Below are 15,471 nucleotides of genomic sequence, written 5' to 3' on the forward strand. Positions count from 1 at the left end.
CCTGCCGCACGGCCCCTACAGGCGTGCGGCCAGTGGCTGCCGCGCCACCGACAGCACGCGCTCCCGCATCAACTCCAAGCACAGCCGCATGTTCTTGTCCGCGATGTCGGTGTCGGGCAGCCGGGCGGCGAACTGCAGCCCCTCGTGGACCCTGGTGATCCACGCGCACACCTGGTCGCCGTAGGAGACCCGGATCAGGCCGTACGCCTTGAGTTCATGCCAGCGTTCGGAGCCGGGCAGGGCGCGCGAGTCGACGTAGGAGACGATCGAGTAGAGGTCGGGGGAGGTGGGGCGGAAGTCGGTGCCCAGGAGGCGCAGGACGCGGGCGATGGGCATGCGGGAGAGGTGCTTGTTCTCGCGGAGTGTGGCGCGGACCATGCGCAGGGCGTCGTCGAAGTCCCGCGCGTCCTGCACCGGGATCTCGATCGGCGCGCCGCCCACGTACCAGCCGACCGAGTCGGCCCACCGGGACTTCACCCGGGTGTGGAACGGTACGACGGTGCGGTACACGCCGAGGCCGCTGATCTCGCGGACGGCGAGGGCGACGGCGGCGAGGACGCCGACGAGACTGCCGCCGTAGGGGCGGCAGTACGCCTCGAAGGCCGCCGCGTCCCTCTCGTCGACGAGCATCTCCTGGAGGAACTTCTGTTCGGGCAGCGGTCCTTGGGGGTCGAGGCCGAGGTCGACGGGGAAATTCGGCAGCCTGCCGTCGCACCGGGCGATGAACTCCCGCCAGCGGGCCACGACGGCGTGTGTGTCGTCCATCAGGTCGGCGTCGGTGCGTTCGCCGGCGCAGAAGTCGATGTAGCTGGCGACGGACGCCGTCTCCACGGTCCGGCCGGCCAGGCCCGCCGCGTAGAGCTCGTGGATCTCCCCGGCGATGCGATGGATGGAGTAGGCGTCCACGTTGCTGTGGTCGAACGCCAGGTAGACGCTCGTGCCGTCGTCCCGGACGACCGCCGTGAAAAGGAAGTTGGGCCAGGCGAGCGCGTCCGCGGCGACGTCGAACCGGTCCTGCATGTACCGGGTCAGGGTGACCGCGTCGGTGAACTCCCCCACGTCCTCGCGGTGCAGGACCACGGCGCCGGTGTCGAGGGTGAACCGGCGCATCTCCTCGCCCTCCCACCGGAACCCGCTGCGCAGCGTCTCGTGCCGCAGCATCCAGGTACGCAACGCGCCTTGTAGCACGTCGAGTTCGACCCGGCCGGGGATGTCGAAGGCGGTACCGAGCCAGGTCGGTACGAAGAGTCCGTCCTGGCGCACGGTCCGTGCGGTGCGGATGTGCGACTCCTGGACGTACGCGGGCGGCCGGCCGTCGTCCGGCAACCGCCGTGCCGCGCTCACCGCCGCCGGGTGCAACGTCCACTCCACCAGCCGTCCGGGCCGGATCTCGCACCGCTGAAGGTCGGTCATGCGCACAGCGCTCTCCGTTCACCTGCCCACGGGAGGCCGCCGGGCACCATGTCGATCCACGCCTCCATGCCTCTCGGGCACCGCTCACTGCACGGGGAGAACAACGATCGGATATTCCGAAAGCAACGCGGCGGCCGGTGATCGCCCCTCTGTTCCCCTTCGCGCCCTTGGCCGCGGGACGCCCGGACGGAAGCCGGACAGCTCGGTCAGGGCCGGCCCGTCCGCTGTCGGGTCGAGCGGCAGCCGGCCCGCAGGACGTCGAGTTTCTCCGCGTCGACGGAGTCGGGCTCGGCCGTGTACGTGACGATCCGGAGGTCGCTGCCCGCCGCCAGCACGACATCGAGGTCGAGGGCGATGCCACCCAGCCGGGGATGTTCGATGGTCTTGCGGTCGCCGACATTGGTGCGGGCGCCGCCGGTCAGCCAGAGGCGGGCGAAGCGCGGACTGGCGCTCAGCATACGGTCGACGAACGAGGCGAGGCGGGTGTCGTGAGGGTAGGCGGCCGCCGTCAGCCGCAGGTCGGCGACGAGGTCCTCCTCCTCGGCCGCGTCGCCCTTGCAGGACCGGACGGGCCATGCGCCGATCGGCTCCAGCCGCCGGTCACCGTCCGCGCGGAACATCCCCGCCACGAGGTTCCCGCCGGCCCAGCCGTAGGTCCCGGGATGCCCGACCGCGGCGCACCACATCTCGTTCCAGGCCACGAGGGTCCAGTCGGCGGCGAAGACGGCGGTCGGGCTTCCTCCCAACTGGTCCACCAGGCGGCGCACCCTCGTGGGGACGCGCAGCGAGACGTTCCCGGCGGCGGGCGGTGCGAGCTGGGCGCAGCGGAAGAGATGGTCGCGTTCGGACGGATCGAGGCGCAGCGCCCGGGCCAGGGCGGTGACGACCTGCGCCGAGGGGTTACGGGCCCGGCCCTGCTCCAGCCTGACCACGTAGTCCACCGAGAGGCCGGCGAGCCGGGCCAGTTCCTCGCGGCGCAGACCGGGGATGCGCCGGTCCCCGTCCGTCTCCACCCCGCAGTCCCCGGGTGACACACGCTCACGCCACCCCCGCAGAGCGCTGCCGAAGTGGTTCGTCGTCGCCATGGAGATCATCGTGGTCCACTTCTCGCGGATCACAAGGCCCGGCCCTCGCGCACTACGGAGTCTTTACCCGGCCGACTCGCTCCGCTCGGGCTTCTCGCCGGGAGCGTCCCAGTGTCCGCGGATGAAGGCGGCGGCGTCCCGCAGCGCGGTGTCGCCCTCGTCGAGCAGTGCCGCGAACGCCTGGAAGACGTGCGGGACTTCGGGCCACACCTGGAGTTCCACCCGTACGTCGTGGGCGGCGGCGCGCGCTGCCAGCCGTACGGCGTCGTCGAGGAGGATCTCGTGCGAGCCGGCCTGGACGAGCAGCGGCGCGAGTCCGGTGAGGTCGGCGTGGACGGGGCTGGCGTACGGCGTGGTGGGGTCCGTGTCACGCAGGTAGTCACGGGCGCGGTCGCGCAGTCCCGCCGGGGTCAGCGCCGGGTCGACGGCGGCCTTCGTGACGGCGCTGTCGCCGGACACCGTCAGGTCGGTCCAGGGGGAGAACAGCGCGGTCGAAGCGGGCTGGGGCAGGCCCGCGTCCCGGGCGGCGACCAGCGTCGCGACGGCGAGACCCCCGCCCGCCGACTCGCCGACGAAGGCGACGGCGGAGCTGGGTACGCCCTCGTCGAGCAGGGCGCGGTAGACGGCGAGCGCGTCATCGAGGGCGGCCGGGTAGGGGTGTTCGGGGGCGAGCCGGTAGTCGACACAGACGGCACGGGCACCGGTACGGCGCGAGACGTCACCGGCCAGGCCCGCCGCGTCCGCGGCCGAACCGATGGCGTAGGCGCCGCCGTGCAGGTACAGCAGGACGCGTTCGGGATCGGTGTCCGGGGTCTCCACGGTGACGACCGGAACACCGCCCAACTCGCTCTCGCCGGTGGTGACATCGGGGGGCAGCGGAAGGGAGGTCATCATGCCGTGGAAGACGGCGCGTGCCTCGGCGACGTCGCCTCCGAGGTCGAGCGGGCCGTGCCGCAGCAGTTCGTCGAGTGCCTGGCGCTGTTGCCGGGACATGGCTGTGCCTCTTTCGTGGTCCGAGGTGGTGCGGCGGGGTGGGACGGGGCCGGCGGTGGGACAGCGGTCAGCGCGGCGGTCCGACGACGACCTGGCCGTAGAGGTCGGCGGCCTCGGCCATGAGGTCCTTCGAGATCTCGAAGCCTTCGGGGCGGGGTGTCGACAGGTCGCGTCCGGCGTGCCGGAACATGCCCTCGATACCTCCCGGCGTGGCGATCATCAGCAGGTCGGCGTTGTCGGAGGTGATCCGGTAGCCGTGCGGGACGTCGCGCGGGAGGAACACGATCCCGCCCTCCGACAGTTCCCTCTCCTCGTCGTCGCACCACAGCAGGGCACTGCCCTTGATCAGCATGAAGATCTCGTCCTCACGCGTGTGCTTGTGGTACGGGGGTGCCTCGCCCTTGCTGACGGTGAACCGTCCGACGGTCAGCTGTCCGCCGGTGGCCGCGCTGTCCAGGAGCACGGCGAACCGGCCGCCGTCCAGCCATTCGAGTTTCTGCTGCTGTTCTGGCTGGGCCAGATAGGCCATGGTCATGGCGGTGTCCGTTCGGCCGGGGAACCCATCGACGAGTCGATGATCCCCGCGACCCCCCGGAGGTCGCCAGTCATCTGGGTAGGAACAGCGGTACCACTCCCCCGGCCGGCCGGCGGGCCGGCAACGCAGGCGCGGCACGGGGGAGTTGCGGCATGCTCTGCTGTCTTCGCCGCCTGTGCGCTGTTCCTCCGCGCGGTCCGGGAGACCGACCGCGCCGGAGCCGTCTCCGGCCGGGTGAACAGGCCGACCAGCGACGGGGGTCGTGATCGCACGGGCGGCCGGCGGCCTGGTGGGGCCGGCCGGCGCCCGGCGGTGTTCTCAGTAGCCGGTGCCGAGTGCGCTGGTCGTGTAGGCGCACTCGGTGTAGATGTAGCCGGGTCTGAGCTTGGCCGTGTCCGAAGCCGGGGTGTCGGTGCTGCTGTCGGGCCGGTGCACGAAGTACGTGGTGCCGGCGGGCAGGCTGATGGTGTGCTGCGGATAGTGCTTGCCGCTGTCGTTGCAGGGCTTGAACCCGGTGAACAGGGTGCTGCTGAGGGAGTACGACGTGCAGCTGCCGCAGCCCTTGAGGGTGAAGCTGCCGGTCACCGGCCCGGTGTAGAGGACGGTGATGTCGTCGGGACTGTCGTTCTTGACCGTGACGGAGATGCTGCCGCCGGACGCGGTGGTGGGCAGGCGCTTGCCCGCGGCGGGGACCGTCTGGGCGACCTCCGCGGCGATGGCGACCTTCTTGGCGCGGGCCCGGTTCGGATCCTGCGGGCTGTTCTTGACGAAGTCGTTCATCGTGGTGAGCGCCGTGTCGAAGTCGCCGCTCCGGTACTCGGCGAGCCCGCAGTCGTACGTGCCCGCGTCCGCACGGGAGTCGGCCGTCTTCACGTCCTCGGCGAGGGCGGCTGCCGCGCCCGTTTGTTCGCCACCGAGGCCGGATATCTGGGTGGAGAGCCCGCGCAACTGCTGGACGGCGGTGCAGGGTTGGCTGCCGCGTACCCCCTTCGCGGCCGTGCCCACCGCCGACTTGACGGCCGGTTCGACCCGGGCCGCCTGCTCGGAGCTCGGGAACAAGTCGAGCAACTCCCCGAAGTGCGTGGGCCAACTGGTGTCCCTGGCGGCCAGACCGTCGAGGCCGCAGGCGTACAGCGACGTGGCGAGCCGGTCGTCCGGCCAGTCGGCGAGCGAGCCCAGGGTCTTCTTGTCGATCGTGCGCGGGACCGTGCGCAGATACTTCAACTGGGGTATCGCGTCGCAGTACTTCTTCTGCGCGTAGGCCGTCGCGACGGTCGCGTAGAAGGTCTTCATCCGGTCCGGCACCCGCGCGGCGGCACGCGAACCGGCGTGGGCGGAACGCAGGTTGTCGTAGACGTCCAGGGCCTCGCCGTAGTGCGGCTGGGCCGTATTGAAGGGCTCGTCGGCACTGGCGCGGACGAGCGTGTCGGCCTTCTCCAGCCGGTCCAGCAGCATCTGCTCGGTCGCCTCGTCACGCGCGTTGCCGTAGAGCACCACGCCGGCGGCCGGGACGGCCAGCAGCACCAGGCCGAGCAGGAGGGCCAGCGGTGCGCGCGGCGGCCAGGCGAGCCGCGTGCGCAGGGCGGCCAGCGCGCCGTGGACGGCGACGCCGACAAGGAACACGACGTAGAGGACGAGGGCCGCCCCCGGGACACCGTCCGGGTCGGCGGGCAGCGCCACCAGCAGCAGTACGGCGGTCGCCGCCCAGCACGCGGCCACGAGTACCCAGCGGCGCAGCAGTGCGTAGCCGAGGCCGAGACCGCCGAGGTTCAGCAGGCCCACCGCCGCGGCGCGCACCCCGTCCGGCGGGGCCGGTGGTGGTGCCGACGGCATGGGCGGCACGACGAACCCCGAACCCGGACCTGAACCTGGACCTGGACCTGGACCTGGACCTGGACCTGGACCTGGACCGAAACCCGCACCGTACTGATCCCCGGACATGCCTCTCCCCCCGCTCAACCGCGCCCCCGTTACCGCGACTTGTCAGTGTACGGTCGGGTTCGCCGTCAGGACAGGGGGATACGGAGCCGCCGCGGCTCCGTCCGCACCCCCTGAAAGACCGGGAGACCAGCGGGTTAGCATATGAGCGCCGTCTAGCTCGAAAGAGAAATCTGTGTCTGCCAACGAGGACTCGTTCACCCACTGGAAGACCCGCGAGGAGATCGCGGAGTCGATGATCCCGATCATCGGAAGGCTGCACCGGGAGCGGGACGTCACCGTCCTCCTCCACAGCCGTTCCCTGGTGAACAAGTCGGTGATCAGCATCCTCAAGACACACCGGTTCGCCCGGCAGATCGCGGGCGCCGAGCTCTCCGTCACCCGCACGCTGCCCTTCCTCCAGGCGCTCACCGCCCTCGACCTCGGCCCGTCGCAGATCGACATCGGCATGCTGGCCGCGACCTACCAGAGCGACGGCCGGGGGCTGTCCGTGGCGGAGTTCACCGCCCGGGCCGTGGCGGGCGCGACCGGCGTCAACAAGGCCGAGAGCCGCTCGGGCCGCGATGTCGTCCTGTACGGCTTCGGCCGGATCGGGCGGCTGGTGGCTCGGCTGCTGATCGAGAAGGCGGGCTCGGGCAACGGTCTGCGGCTGCGCGCGATCGTCGTGCGTCCCGGCTCGGGCCTGGAGTCCCAGGACCTCGTCAAGCGCGCCTCGCTGCTGCGCCGCGACTCCATCCACGGCCCCTTCCAGGGGACCATCACCGTCGACGAGTCCCGTGGCCTGATCATCGCCAACGGCCATGAGATCAAGGTCATATACGCGAGCGACCCGGCGTCCGTCGACTACACGGCGTACGGCATCGAGAACGCCGTTCTCATCGACAACACCGGCAGGTGGCGCGACCGTGCGGGGCTGTCGCAGCATCTGCGGCCCGGTATCGACAAGGTCGTCCTGACCGCTCCGGGCAAGGGCGACGTCCCGAACATCGTGCACGGCGTCAACCACGACACCGTCAAGCCCGACGAGCGGATCCTCTCCTGCGCGTCGTGCACGACGAACGCCATCGTGCCGCCGCTGAAGGCGATGGCGGACGAGTACGGGGTCCTGCGCGGACACGTGGAGACGGTCCATTCGTTCACCAACGACCAGAACCTGCTGGACAATTACCACTCCTCCGACCGCCGGGGCCGTTCCGCGGCGCTCAACATGGTGATCACGGAGACGGGCGCCGCCTCCGCCGTGGCGAAGGCGCTGCCGGACCTCAAGGCGCCGATCACCGGCAGTTCGATCCGGGTGCCCGTGCCGGACGTGTCCATCGCGATCCTCAACCTGCACCTGGCCCGCGAGACCACCCGCGAGGAGGTGCTCGACCATCTGCGCACGGTGTCGCTCACCTCGCCGCTCCGCCGCCAGATCGACTTCACCACCGCCCCCGACGCCGTCTCCAGCGACTTCATCGGCTCCCGCCACGCCTCGATCATCGACGCGGGCGCGACCAAGGTCCACGGCGACAACGCGATCCTCTACCTCTGGTACGACAACGAGTTCGGCTACTCCTGCCAGGTCGTCCGCACCGTCCAGCACGTCTCGGGGGTCGAGTACCCCACCTATCCGGCACCCGCGGTCTGATCCGGGCCGGGCCGCCGACGCCCCCGCACTCTCCGGCGGGACCGGCGGCCCGGCCCTGCCGCGGGGGTCAGGTGAGGGTGTTGACGGCCCGGGCCACCACCAGGACGACGGTCACCAGGGAGACCGAGGACTGGAGCATCATCAGCAGCTTGGCCCAGCGCGACAGCGGCATCACGTCGGTGGGGCTGAAGGCGGTGGAGTTGGTGAAGGACAGGTACAGGTAGTCGACGAAGGTCGGCTCCCAGTCCGGCGGCGCGGTCTCCGGGCTCTGCATCTGCACGAAGAGGAAGTCGGCGTACTGGTGCTGTCCGTGCGCCCGGGCCAGGGGCCCGCCGCGGTCCCACTCCCAGTACCAGAGGCCGAACACGATCACGTTCGTCACCCAGACACCGCCGCCGGCCAGCAGCAGTGCCGCGGCACCGCTCCCCGCGGTGCCGCGCACCAGATCCACGACCAGCTGGGCCGCGGCCCAGCCGTTCGCCAGACTGATCAGACCGAGCAGGACCAGGCCGGCCCAGCGGAAGTAGCGGCTCCTGGGCTCCACTTGCCGTGGGTTGGCGGCGCCGAGCCCGACCAGCAGGACGGTCTCCAGCACGGGCAGCAGCCAGAACGGGTGGAGGACGAGCCGGTGCGGCAGCGTCAGCTGGACCGCGACCGCGACCGCGATCACGGCGGTCACCGCCCAGCGCGACTCGCCCCGCGTCACCCGTCGCCACGCGGGCGCCACGTCCCGCTCGCCGCTCCGCAGCAGCCGTTCGATCCGGTCCAGCCGCCGCTCGGGGTCGCTCATGCCATCCGTCACGGGTTCATTGTCCCCGCCCGGCCACCGGTCGCCGGACCACCGGGGCGGCGGGCGGGGCGCCGCCCGCGTCCCGCCCCACGACGTCGTCGGCGCCCCATGATGTGATGGCACGGTGAGCCGCGCCACCGAAGAGACCAACCGCCGGATGCTCAGGGCCCGGGACGCCATGGACCGCGCCTACGCGCAGCCGCTGGACGTCCCGGCGCTGGCCCGGATCGCCCATGTCTCCCCGGCCCACTTCATCCGCGTCTTCCGGGCCACGTTCGGTGAGACCCCGCACCGCTACCTCCAGCGGCGCCGGGTGGAGCGGGCGATGTCCCTGCTGCGCGAGACCGGCCTCGGCGTGACCGACATCTGCTTCCGGGTGGGGTTCGGCAGTCCGGGCACCTTCAGCCGGACGTTCAGCGCGATCGTCGGCCGGTCGCCGAGGGCGTACCGGAAAGAGGCGGCGGCCCTGAACGTACCGACGTGTTTCACGAAGGCGTGGACCCGGCCGCACCACTGAGTCGAGCAGTTTCGGATAAGTCTTCGTCCGGCCCGGTCAGTAGCGTGGGATCCATGTTCAACGCGATCACACACTCACAGATCTTCGTTCTCGACCAGGACCAGGCCCTCGACTTCTACGTCGGCAAGCTCGGCCTGGAGGTGCACTCCGATGTCGACCTGGGCTTCATGCGCTGGCTGTCGGTCAACGTCCCCGGTCACCCCGACCGCCAGATCCTGCTGGAGCGGCCGGGCGCGCCGTCGATGTCCGAGGAGACGGCCGAGCAGGTCCGCGAGTTGGTGACGAAGGGGGCCACGGGCGGCTGGCTCATCTTCAGCACGGACGACTGCCGCAAGACGTACGAGACGCTGCGCGGCCTGGGGGTCGAGTTCACGGAGGAGCCGACCGAGCGGCCGTACGGGATCGACTGCGGTCTGCGCGATCCCTTCGGCAACAACATCCGCTTCACCCAGCCGAAGTCCTGAGGTCCTGAGGTACCGCGTTCCTGCGGCACTGAGGCACAGAGGCACTGAAGGACCGCGGCCGTCCGGCTTATGAGGCGCGAACCCCGTCCCGCCCGGTGCGGGGTGGGGTTCGTCTTCGAGCAGCGCCGGGCCGGCCTCGCACCCGCCTCAGCACCCTTCCGCACGCGTCCGCACGCGAGGGCGCGGAACCTCTCCGCTCGGGCCGCCAACGGATGTTACGTGTCGGAAACCTTGACGGGCGTGGCGTCGGATGTCACGATTCCGGCGCTGTCATGTTTACGTAAACATCACCCAGGGCCGCGCCTCGGTCACGAGGCCCGGCCCCTTTCCCGGTCATGCGTGTTTACGTAAACACGGTGCCGTGGTCGGCGGAGGAGGGAGGAGCGGAACGATGGTCCCGGAGTTGAGGACGCGGGTGCGCGGAGTCCGGCGCCCGGTGTCGCCGCCAACCCGCTCTGCCCACACGGTGGTTGTCCCGGCGGGCGGCTCCGCCGCACGGCCGGGAGCCGCCGTCGGCCATCGCCGGGGAGAAGGGTCCCCGCTCCACCGGTCAGCGCCGGGCCCCCACGACGGCGGGCCGAACTCCCCCCGTCCGGCCCGGAACACCTCCCGACGGCCGCTCACCCCCGCACGGGTCTCCCCGCGCGGAGCGGTCATCTCCTGAAAGGGCAAGTCGATGCGCAAGACCCCCGGCGGAAGCCGCCTCAGTCCCACGATGCGTGCCGCCTTCGTGGCACTCCTGATCGCCGGGACCAGCGGCACGACCATCGCCGCCAGCCCCGCCCACCCGGCACCGAACCGGGGGACGACCCAGTTCAAGGGCGTGAACTGGGCTGATCCGCGCGACAACTACGCCGACGACGCCGTGGTCCTGTCCGGTCTGTCGACCACCGACACCTACGCGCAGACCTACGCCAAGGCGACCCGCGTCATCTCCGGGTTCCGTAAGAACCTGGGCGCCAACACCGTGCGGCTGCCGATCAACCCGTACACGGTGAACGGGAGTTACTGGAAGTCCTATCGGGCGGTCATCGACGCCGCCTCCGCGCAGGGCTTCAAGGTGATCGTCTCCTACTGGGAGGGCACCGGGGCGAAGAAGGACGGGTTCATCGACGACCCCGCCACCTTCTGGCCCATGTGGGACACCGTGGTCAAGGCCTACCAGCACGACCGCCGGGTCTACTTCGAGCCGATGAACGAGCCGCACGGCTATACCGAGACCGAGTGGGCCGACATCGCCGCGAAGTGGCTGGCGACCTACCCGTCGGTCCCCCGCGACCGGGTGTTCGTCAGCGGCGCCGGCTACAACGACCACGTCACCTCGGTCTGCGCTGACCCGCGCCTGAAGGGCACCTATCTGTCGCTGCACCACTACGGCTTCTGGAAGGACTACGCGACCTACGACCAGTGGGTGGCCGACCTCAAGGCGCGCATCGGTGACTGCGCGGGCCGCACCGTCGCCGACGAGTTCGGCGCCCCGATGACCACCGGCCTCGACTACGACAAGCCGGACGCGTCCGACAACTTCGTGAACTACGTCCAGGCCGTCACCGACACGTTCCGCGAGCTGAAGATGGGGTCGGTCTACTGGCCCGGGCTGCGTACGGACGACACCTACTCGATCCAGACCCTCACCGGCAGCGCGGCCCGTCCCTCGCTGGCCACCACCAACCAGTCCGGCGCCGACCGGCTCGCCTGGGCCTGGGGCCGGGGCCGCCCCGTCCAGAAGTAACGGGCCTCCGCCGCACGCCACTTGTGGGCTCCGCGCTTCGGCGCGGAGCCCATCGGGGTGTCCGTCAGGGGATTTTGCGGCCGACGCCCGCGTACACCCAGTACTCCGACGGGTTCTCCGGAACGGCGTCGTCGGCGTCGGGGCGCCACAGGGGTACGTAGGTCAGGCCGGGGTCGACGAGCTCGAAGCCGTCGAAGAGCCCGAGGATCTCGTCGTGGGAGCGGGCCGTGACCGGTGAGGTGGCCCGCGAGCGGTAGAGCTGTCCGACGGCGGCGGCCGTGTCGGGGCGGTCCTGGTTGGTGGCGTGGGACAGCGCCAGCCAGCCGTTGCCGGGCAGCGCGTCGCGGAAGGCACCCACGAGTCGCGCCGGGTCCTCGTCGGCGCCGATGAAGTGCAGGATCGTGATCATCAGTACGGCGACGGGCTGCTCGAAGTCGATCAGCTTGCGCAGCTGGGGCGAGGACAGCACGTCGGCGGGGCGGCGGATGTCGGCGTCGACGATGTCCGCGTCGGGGTTGTCGGCGAGCAGGGACGCGCTGTGCGCCACGGCCACCGGGTCGCTGTCGACATAGACCACCCGGGCGCCCGGACTGGCCGCCTGGGCGACCTCGTGGACGTTGCCCTGGGTGGGGATGCCCGAGCCGAGGTCGATGAACTGCCGTACCCCCGCCCCGACCAGGAAGCGTACGGCCCGCCCGAGGAAGTCACGGTTGGCCCGGGCCAGCGTGCGGACCTGGGGGTCGATGGCGGTGAAGGCCGCCAACGCCTCACGGTCTATCGCGTAGTTGTGCTGTCCCCCGAGCATGGCGTCGTACATCCGAGCCACACTCGCCTTGTCGGGATCTATCCCCTGCGGGATACCTTCGCTGCCCGGCACCACAACTCCCCGTCCGCCAAGGGTCCTTGACGCGCCATCCTATAGTTACGCACGAACGACCGGCCGGTTGCCCCCACCCCCACACGGCCGACCCCCCACCCGGAAAGGCACGACCCTGCGGAACGAACCGCGCAGCCATCCCTACGACTCACCGGCCGCGCCGCCCCGACGCCGTGACGCTGCGTTCTCCCCCGCCGTCGACCTGATCGGCTCGGAGCTCGACCTGCGGGTGACCGGCAGTCATGTGGTGCACGCGCTCACTCCCGGGTTCTGTGACGCGGCGTCGGTGTACCTGCTGGAGCGGTGGCTCGTCGACGAGAACGCGTACGCCGCCTCCGATCCGCCGCAGATCGAGGCCCGCAGGCTCGCCCTCCGCGTGGGCGCGGAGACGGCCGAGACCTGGAACCGGGTGCTGCCGGTCGGCGAGGTGGTCGTCTTCCCGCGCGACACGCCGTATGTGCGCGCGCTGGCCACCGGGCACACCCAGTTGCTCGACACCGTGGACACGCACACCTCCGAGCGGCTGACGGCCTCCGCCGACGGCAATCTGCGGATAGACGACCTGTTGCACGCCGCGTCGTTCCTCGTCGTCCCGCTGCGGCTGCGCGGTGCCGCCGTCGGTTTCGTCGCCTGCACCCGCGCCCCGGGCCGGCCGCCGTTCCTGCACGGCGAGGCCGTGGCCGTGGAGTCGCTGGCCGCCCGGGCCTCCGTGGCCCTGGACAACGCGCGCCGCTACGAACGTGAGCGGCGTACCGCGCTCGCCATCCGCGGCAGTCTGCTGCCGGATCCGGCCCAGAGGTTCGACGGCTGCCGTATCGCCCACGGCTATCTTCCGGCCGGGCACGGCAACATCATCGGCGGTGACTGGTTCGACGTGCTGCCGCGGCCGGGCGGACGGGTCGGCCTGGTCGTCGGCGACGCGATGGGGCACGGCCCGGAGTCCGCCGTCGCCATGATCCAGCTGCGCACCGCGGTCCGTACCCTGGCCCGGTTCGACATCACGCCCGCCGAACTGATGCGGCGGCTCGACGAGTTGGCCTGTGACACTCCGGACGCGTCGTTCGCCACCTGCATGTACGTCGAGTGGGACGCGAGGTCGCGCTCCTGCACGTTCGTCGGCGCGGGCCACCCGCCCCCGCTGCTGCGCGGCCTCGACGGACACACCGCGCCGGTCACGCTGGTCGGCGCCGGACTCCCCCTGGGGCTCGGTGCCGGAATCTATGAGGCGACCGAACTCAGCATCCCCGAACCGGCGTTGCTCGTGCTCTACAGCGACGGGCTGGTCGAGTCCCGGCACGCCGACATAGACCACGAGATAGCCCGGCTGGCCCGGGCCGTCGACACCACCGTGACCGAGCCTCCGTCGGCGGCCGACGAGGAGACACTCCCCGCACTCTGCCAACGGCTGCTGCACACCTCGTCCGGACCCCCCGGTGCCGACGACTGCACCCTGGTACTGGCCGAGTTGACGCCGGCGAAGGATTGATCTCCCCCCATTCGCCGGCGCCAACCCGACCTCCCCCCTCCCCCGTCCCCCGTCCCCCGTGGTCAGTGGCCGGTCAACAGCGTCGCCCAGACGGCGTTCCCGCCGGTGAGCGTCGAGCGGTCGACCCCCCAGGTCCCCGCGATCTCCTGGACGAGCAGCAGTCCCCGGCCGCTCTCGTCCTCGGGGGCCGGCTCGCGCCGGGCGAGATCGCTGCCCCCGTAGTCGTGGTCGTGCACCTCTATGCGCAGACAGGTGTCGGTGACCAGCCCGACCCCGCACAGGAACCGGGTGCTCGGCGTGTGCCGTACGACGTTGGTGGCCAGTTCGGAGACGAGCAGCACCGCGTCCGCGCACAGTTCGCCGGGCAGCCGCCACTTGGCCAGCTGTCCGCGCACCGCGCGGCGGGCGACTCTGACGCTGGAACGGTGCGCCAGGAGTTCCAGCCAGTGCGCTCGTTCCGGACTCGCGACGTCTAAGAGCTTGGGAGAGGAAGTCGTGTGGGGGGACACGGTGGTTCGCCTTCCATCGAGGGGCGGGCACATACGGCGGACGGGGACGGTGCGGGGCGGCTCGCCGGACAGGGGTGCGCCTGGCGAGGAGCTGCGAACCGCACGGCGCTGTACGTCAACTCCGCTATGAGTAAGCGGTGTTGACGTCCTGCGCTGACGTTCGCGGAGTGCGCTCACGTAAGTAACTATGCTCACAGCTGAGTTCGGGCTGCAACCGACTCCCTGATAATTTCAGGAAGTCGGTTTCGCTCTGGCCGCATCAGCAAGTCGCTGTCAGAATCGTGTTGGTGACATTCCATCAGGAGGTTGGGCGTGAGCGAAGCTCGTTCCGGCGCGGGCGCCAGTGCGCCCACGGTTCTCCGCATGATCCTGGGCCGGCGGTTGCAGGAGTGGCGGCAGAGCGCGGGCGTCTCGCTGGAGGACGCGGCCAAGGCGCTGCGGGTGACGTCCCTGACCATCCGCAGGCTGGAGAAGGCGGACGTCGGCCTCAAGCCCCTGTACGTGGAGAAGTTGCTGGAGACGTACGGGGCCCAGCGGCAGGAGATCGAGGAGTTCGTCGCCCTCGCCGAGCGGGCCAACGAACCCGGCTGGTGGCACGCCTACCGCGATGTCCTGCCCAACTGGTTCACGGCCTACGTCAGTCTGGAGACCGGTGCCAAGACCCTGCGCACCTATGAACCGCACTACGTCACCGGGCTGTTGCAGACCCATGACTACGCCCGCGCCGTCCTGAGTGGGGGCTTCCCCAACGACGGCGACGAGGACCTCCAGCGGCGCGTCGAGCTGCGGCTGCGCCGACAGAGCCTGGTGGAGAAGCCGGACGCGCCCACACTCTGGGTGGTGCTGGAGGAGGCCGTGCTCCACCGGGTGGTGGGTGGTCCCGCGGTGATGCGGGCGCAGATCGACCGGCTCCTGGAGGTCTTCGAACTGGACCACGTCAGCGTCGACGTCATCCCGTTCAGGGCGGGTGCCCATGTCGGTGCGTGCGCGCCCTTCACCTATTTCCGGTTCGAGGAACCGGAGCTTCCCGACGTCGTCTACAGCGAAATCCTGTCCGCCTCCATGTACTTGGACCAGCGCTCCGACGTCTCGGCCCACCTGGAGGCGCACAACAGGATGTCGCTGCTGACCTCGTCGGCGGAGAGCAAGGCGCTCTTGAACCGCATGCGCAAGGAGTACTCATGACGATCACCGACGACACGGTCTACAACGGTATGCCCGCGACCAGCCTCGGCGAGCAGGGCTGGGAGTGCCCCTGGAGCGGTCCCAACGGCGGTCAGTGCGTGGAGACCAAGCGACTCGCCGACGGCCGCGTCGCGGTGCGGCAGTCGACCGATCCCGGCGGTCCCGCGCTCATCTACACACCCCAGGAGATCGCCGCGTTCGTCGCGGGGGTCAAGCGGGGGCTCGCCGATCACCTGCTGGCCGGCTGAACCGGTCCACGGGCGGCGAGCACCCTGGCCCGGCTTCCGGCCCCGGCCTGCCCGACACGCCGATGCACA

Annotated in this window: 15 protein-coding genes; 7 read left to right on the forward strand and 8 right to left on the reverse strand. The window is 70.7% G+C overall.

Going from position 1 to position 15,471, the window contains the following annotated elements; translation table 11 throughout:
* Positions 1-15 precede the first annotated feature (15 nt).
* The 5 genes from ABZT12_RS18775 to ABZT12_RS18795 all read right to left on the reverse strand — a co-directional run bounded on the left by ABZT12_RS18775 (position 16) and on the right by ABZT12_RS18795 (position 5,859).
* Entirely contained in the window at positions 16-1,413 is a 1,398-nt protein-coding gene (locus ABZT12_RS18775) for a condensation domain-containing protein (RefSeq protein ID WP_356385182.1), read from the reverse strand.
* 206 nt (positions 1,414-1,619) lie between these two features.
* Positions 1,620-2,498 (reverse strand): helix-turn-helix transcriptional regulator, encoded by an 879-nt coding sequence (locus ABZT12_RS18780; RefSeq protein ID WP_356385185.1) that lies wholly within the window; start codon positions 2,496-2,498, stop codon positions 1,620-1,622.
* Between the two features lie 63 nt (positions 2,499-2,561).
* Positions 2,562-3,491: an alpha/beta hydrolase gene (locus ABZT12_RS18785; RefSeq protein WP_356385188.1), complete on the reverse strand. Its 930-nt coding sequence runs from the start codon at positions 3,489-3,491 to the stop codon at positions 2,562-2,564.
* A gap of 67 nt (positions 3,492-3,558) precedes the next feature.
* Positions 3,559-4,026: a cupin domain-containing protein gene (locus ABZT12_RS18790; protein WP_356385191.1), complete on the reverse strand. Its 468-nt coding sequence runs from the start codon at positions 4,024-4,026 to the stop codon at positions 3,559-3,561.
* A 318-nt stretch (positions 4,027-4,344) separates the two neighbouring features.
* Positions 4,345-5,859 (reverse strand): hypothetical protein, encoded by a 1,515-nt coding sequence (locus tag ABZT12_RS18795; RefSeq protein WP_356385194.1) that lies wholly within the window; start codon positions 5,857-5,859, stop codon positions 4,345-4,347.
* 280 nt (positions 5,860-6,139) lie between these two features.
* Between ABZT12_RS18795 and ABZT12_RS18800 the strand changes: the two genes are divergently transcribed.
* Positions 6,140-7,594 carry a glyceraldehyde-3-phosphate dehydrogenase gene (locus ABZT12_RS18800; protein ID WP_356385197.1) on the forward strand — a complete coding sequence of 485 codons (1,455 nt, stop codon included), beginning with the start codon at positions 6,140-6,142 and terminating at the stop codon, positions 7,592-7,594.
* Between the two features lie 67 nt (positions 7,595-7,661).
* On the opposite strand, the gene ABZT12_RS18805 is transcribed toward ABZT12_RS18800, so the two are convergent.
* On the reverse strand, positions 7,662-8,396 hold the full coding sequence (locus ABZT12_RS18805; RefSeq protein ID WP_356385200.1) for a hypothetical protein: 735 nt from the start codon (positions 8,394-8,396) through the stop codon (positions 7,662-7,664).
* Positions 8,397-8,508: 112 nt separating this feature from the next.
* Here ABZT12_RS18805 and ABZT12_RS18810 point away from each other — a divergent pair, with 112 nt between their 5' ends.
* The 3 genes from ABZT12_RS18810 to ABZT12_RS18820 all read left to right on the forward strand — a co-directional run bounded on the left by ABZT12_RS18810 (position 8,509) and on the right by ABZT12_RS18820 (position 11,097).
* A complete protein-coding gene (locus ABZT12_RS18810; RefSeq protein WP_356385202.1) occupies positions 8,509-8,901 on the forward strand; it encodes an AraC family transcriptional regulator in 393 nt (130 codons plus the stop codon).
* A gap of 53 nt (positions 8,902-8,954) precedes the next feature.
* Positions 8,955-9,365, forward strand: a complete 411-nt coding sequence (locus tag ABZT12_RS18815) for a VOC family protein (protein ID WP_356385205.1) — start codon at positions 8,955-8,957, stop codon at positions 9,363-9,365.
* 676 nt (positions 9,366-10,041) lie between these two features.
* A complete protein-coding gene (locus tag ABZT12_RS18820; RefSeq protein WP_356385208.1) occupies positions 10,042-11,097 on the forward strand; it encodes a cellulase family glycosylhydrolase in 1,056 nt (351 codons plus the stop codon).
* 64 nt (positions 11,098-11,161) lie between these two features.
* On the opposite strand, the gene ABZT12_RS18825 is transcribed toward ABZT12_RS18820, so the two are convergent.
* Complete coding sequence (locus tag ABZT12_RS18825) at positions 11,162-11,974, reverse strand: SAM-dependent methyltransferase (RefSeq protein WP_356385210.1); 813 nt, start codon at positions 11,972-11,974, stop codon at positions 11,162-11,164.
* A gap of 67 nt (positions 11,975-12,041) precedes the next feature.
* On the opposite strand from ABZT12_RS18825, the gene ABZT12_RS18830 reads away from it, so the two are divergent.
* Complete coding sequence (locus tag ABZT12_RS18830) at positions 12,042-13,460, forward strand: GAF domain-containing SpoIIE family protein phosphatase (protein ID WP_356385213.1); 1,419 nt, start codon at positions 12,042-12,044, stop codon at positions 13,458-13,460.
* Positions 13,461-13,522: 62 nt separating this feature from the next.
* On the opposite strand, the gene ABZT12_RS18835 is transcribed toward ABZT12_RS18830, so the two are convergent.
* Entirely contained in the window at positions 13,523-13,969 is a 447-nt protein-coding gene (locus tag ABZT12_RS18835; protein ID WP_356385216.1) for an ATP-binding protein, read from the reverse strand.
* Positions 13,970-14,281: 312 nt separating this feature from the next.
* On the opposite strand from ABZT12_RS18835, the gene ABZT12_RS18840 reads away from it, so the two are divergent.
* Positions 14,282-15,154, forward strand: a complete 873-nt coding sequence (locus ABZT12_RS18840; RefSeq protein ID WP_356385219.1) for a helix-turn-helix transcriptional regulator — start codon at positions 14,282-14,284, stop codon at positions 15,152-15,154.
* Positions 15,151-15,402 (forward strand): DUF397 domain-containing protein, encoded by a 252-nt coding sequence (locus ABZT12_RS18845; protein ID WP_356385222.1) that lies wholly within the window; start codon positions 15,151-15,153, stop codon positions 15,400-15,402. Before ABZT12_RS18840 ends, ABZT12_RS18845 begins: the two co-directional genes overlap by 4 nt.
* Positions 15,403-15,471 lie beyond the last annotated feature (69 nt).

Source organism: Streptomyces sp. NPDC005423, assembly GCF_040606415.1.
Lineage (GTDB): Bacteria > Actinomycetota > Actinomycetes > Streptomycetales > Streptomycetaceae > Streptomyces.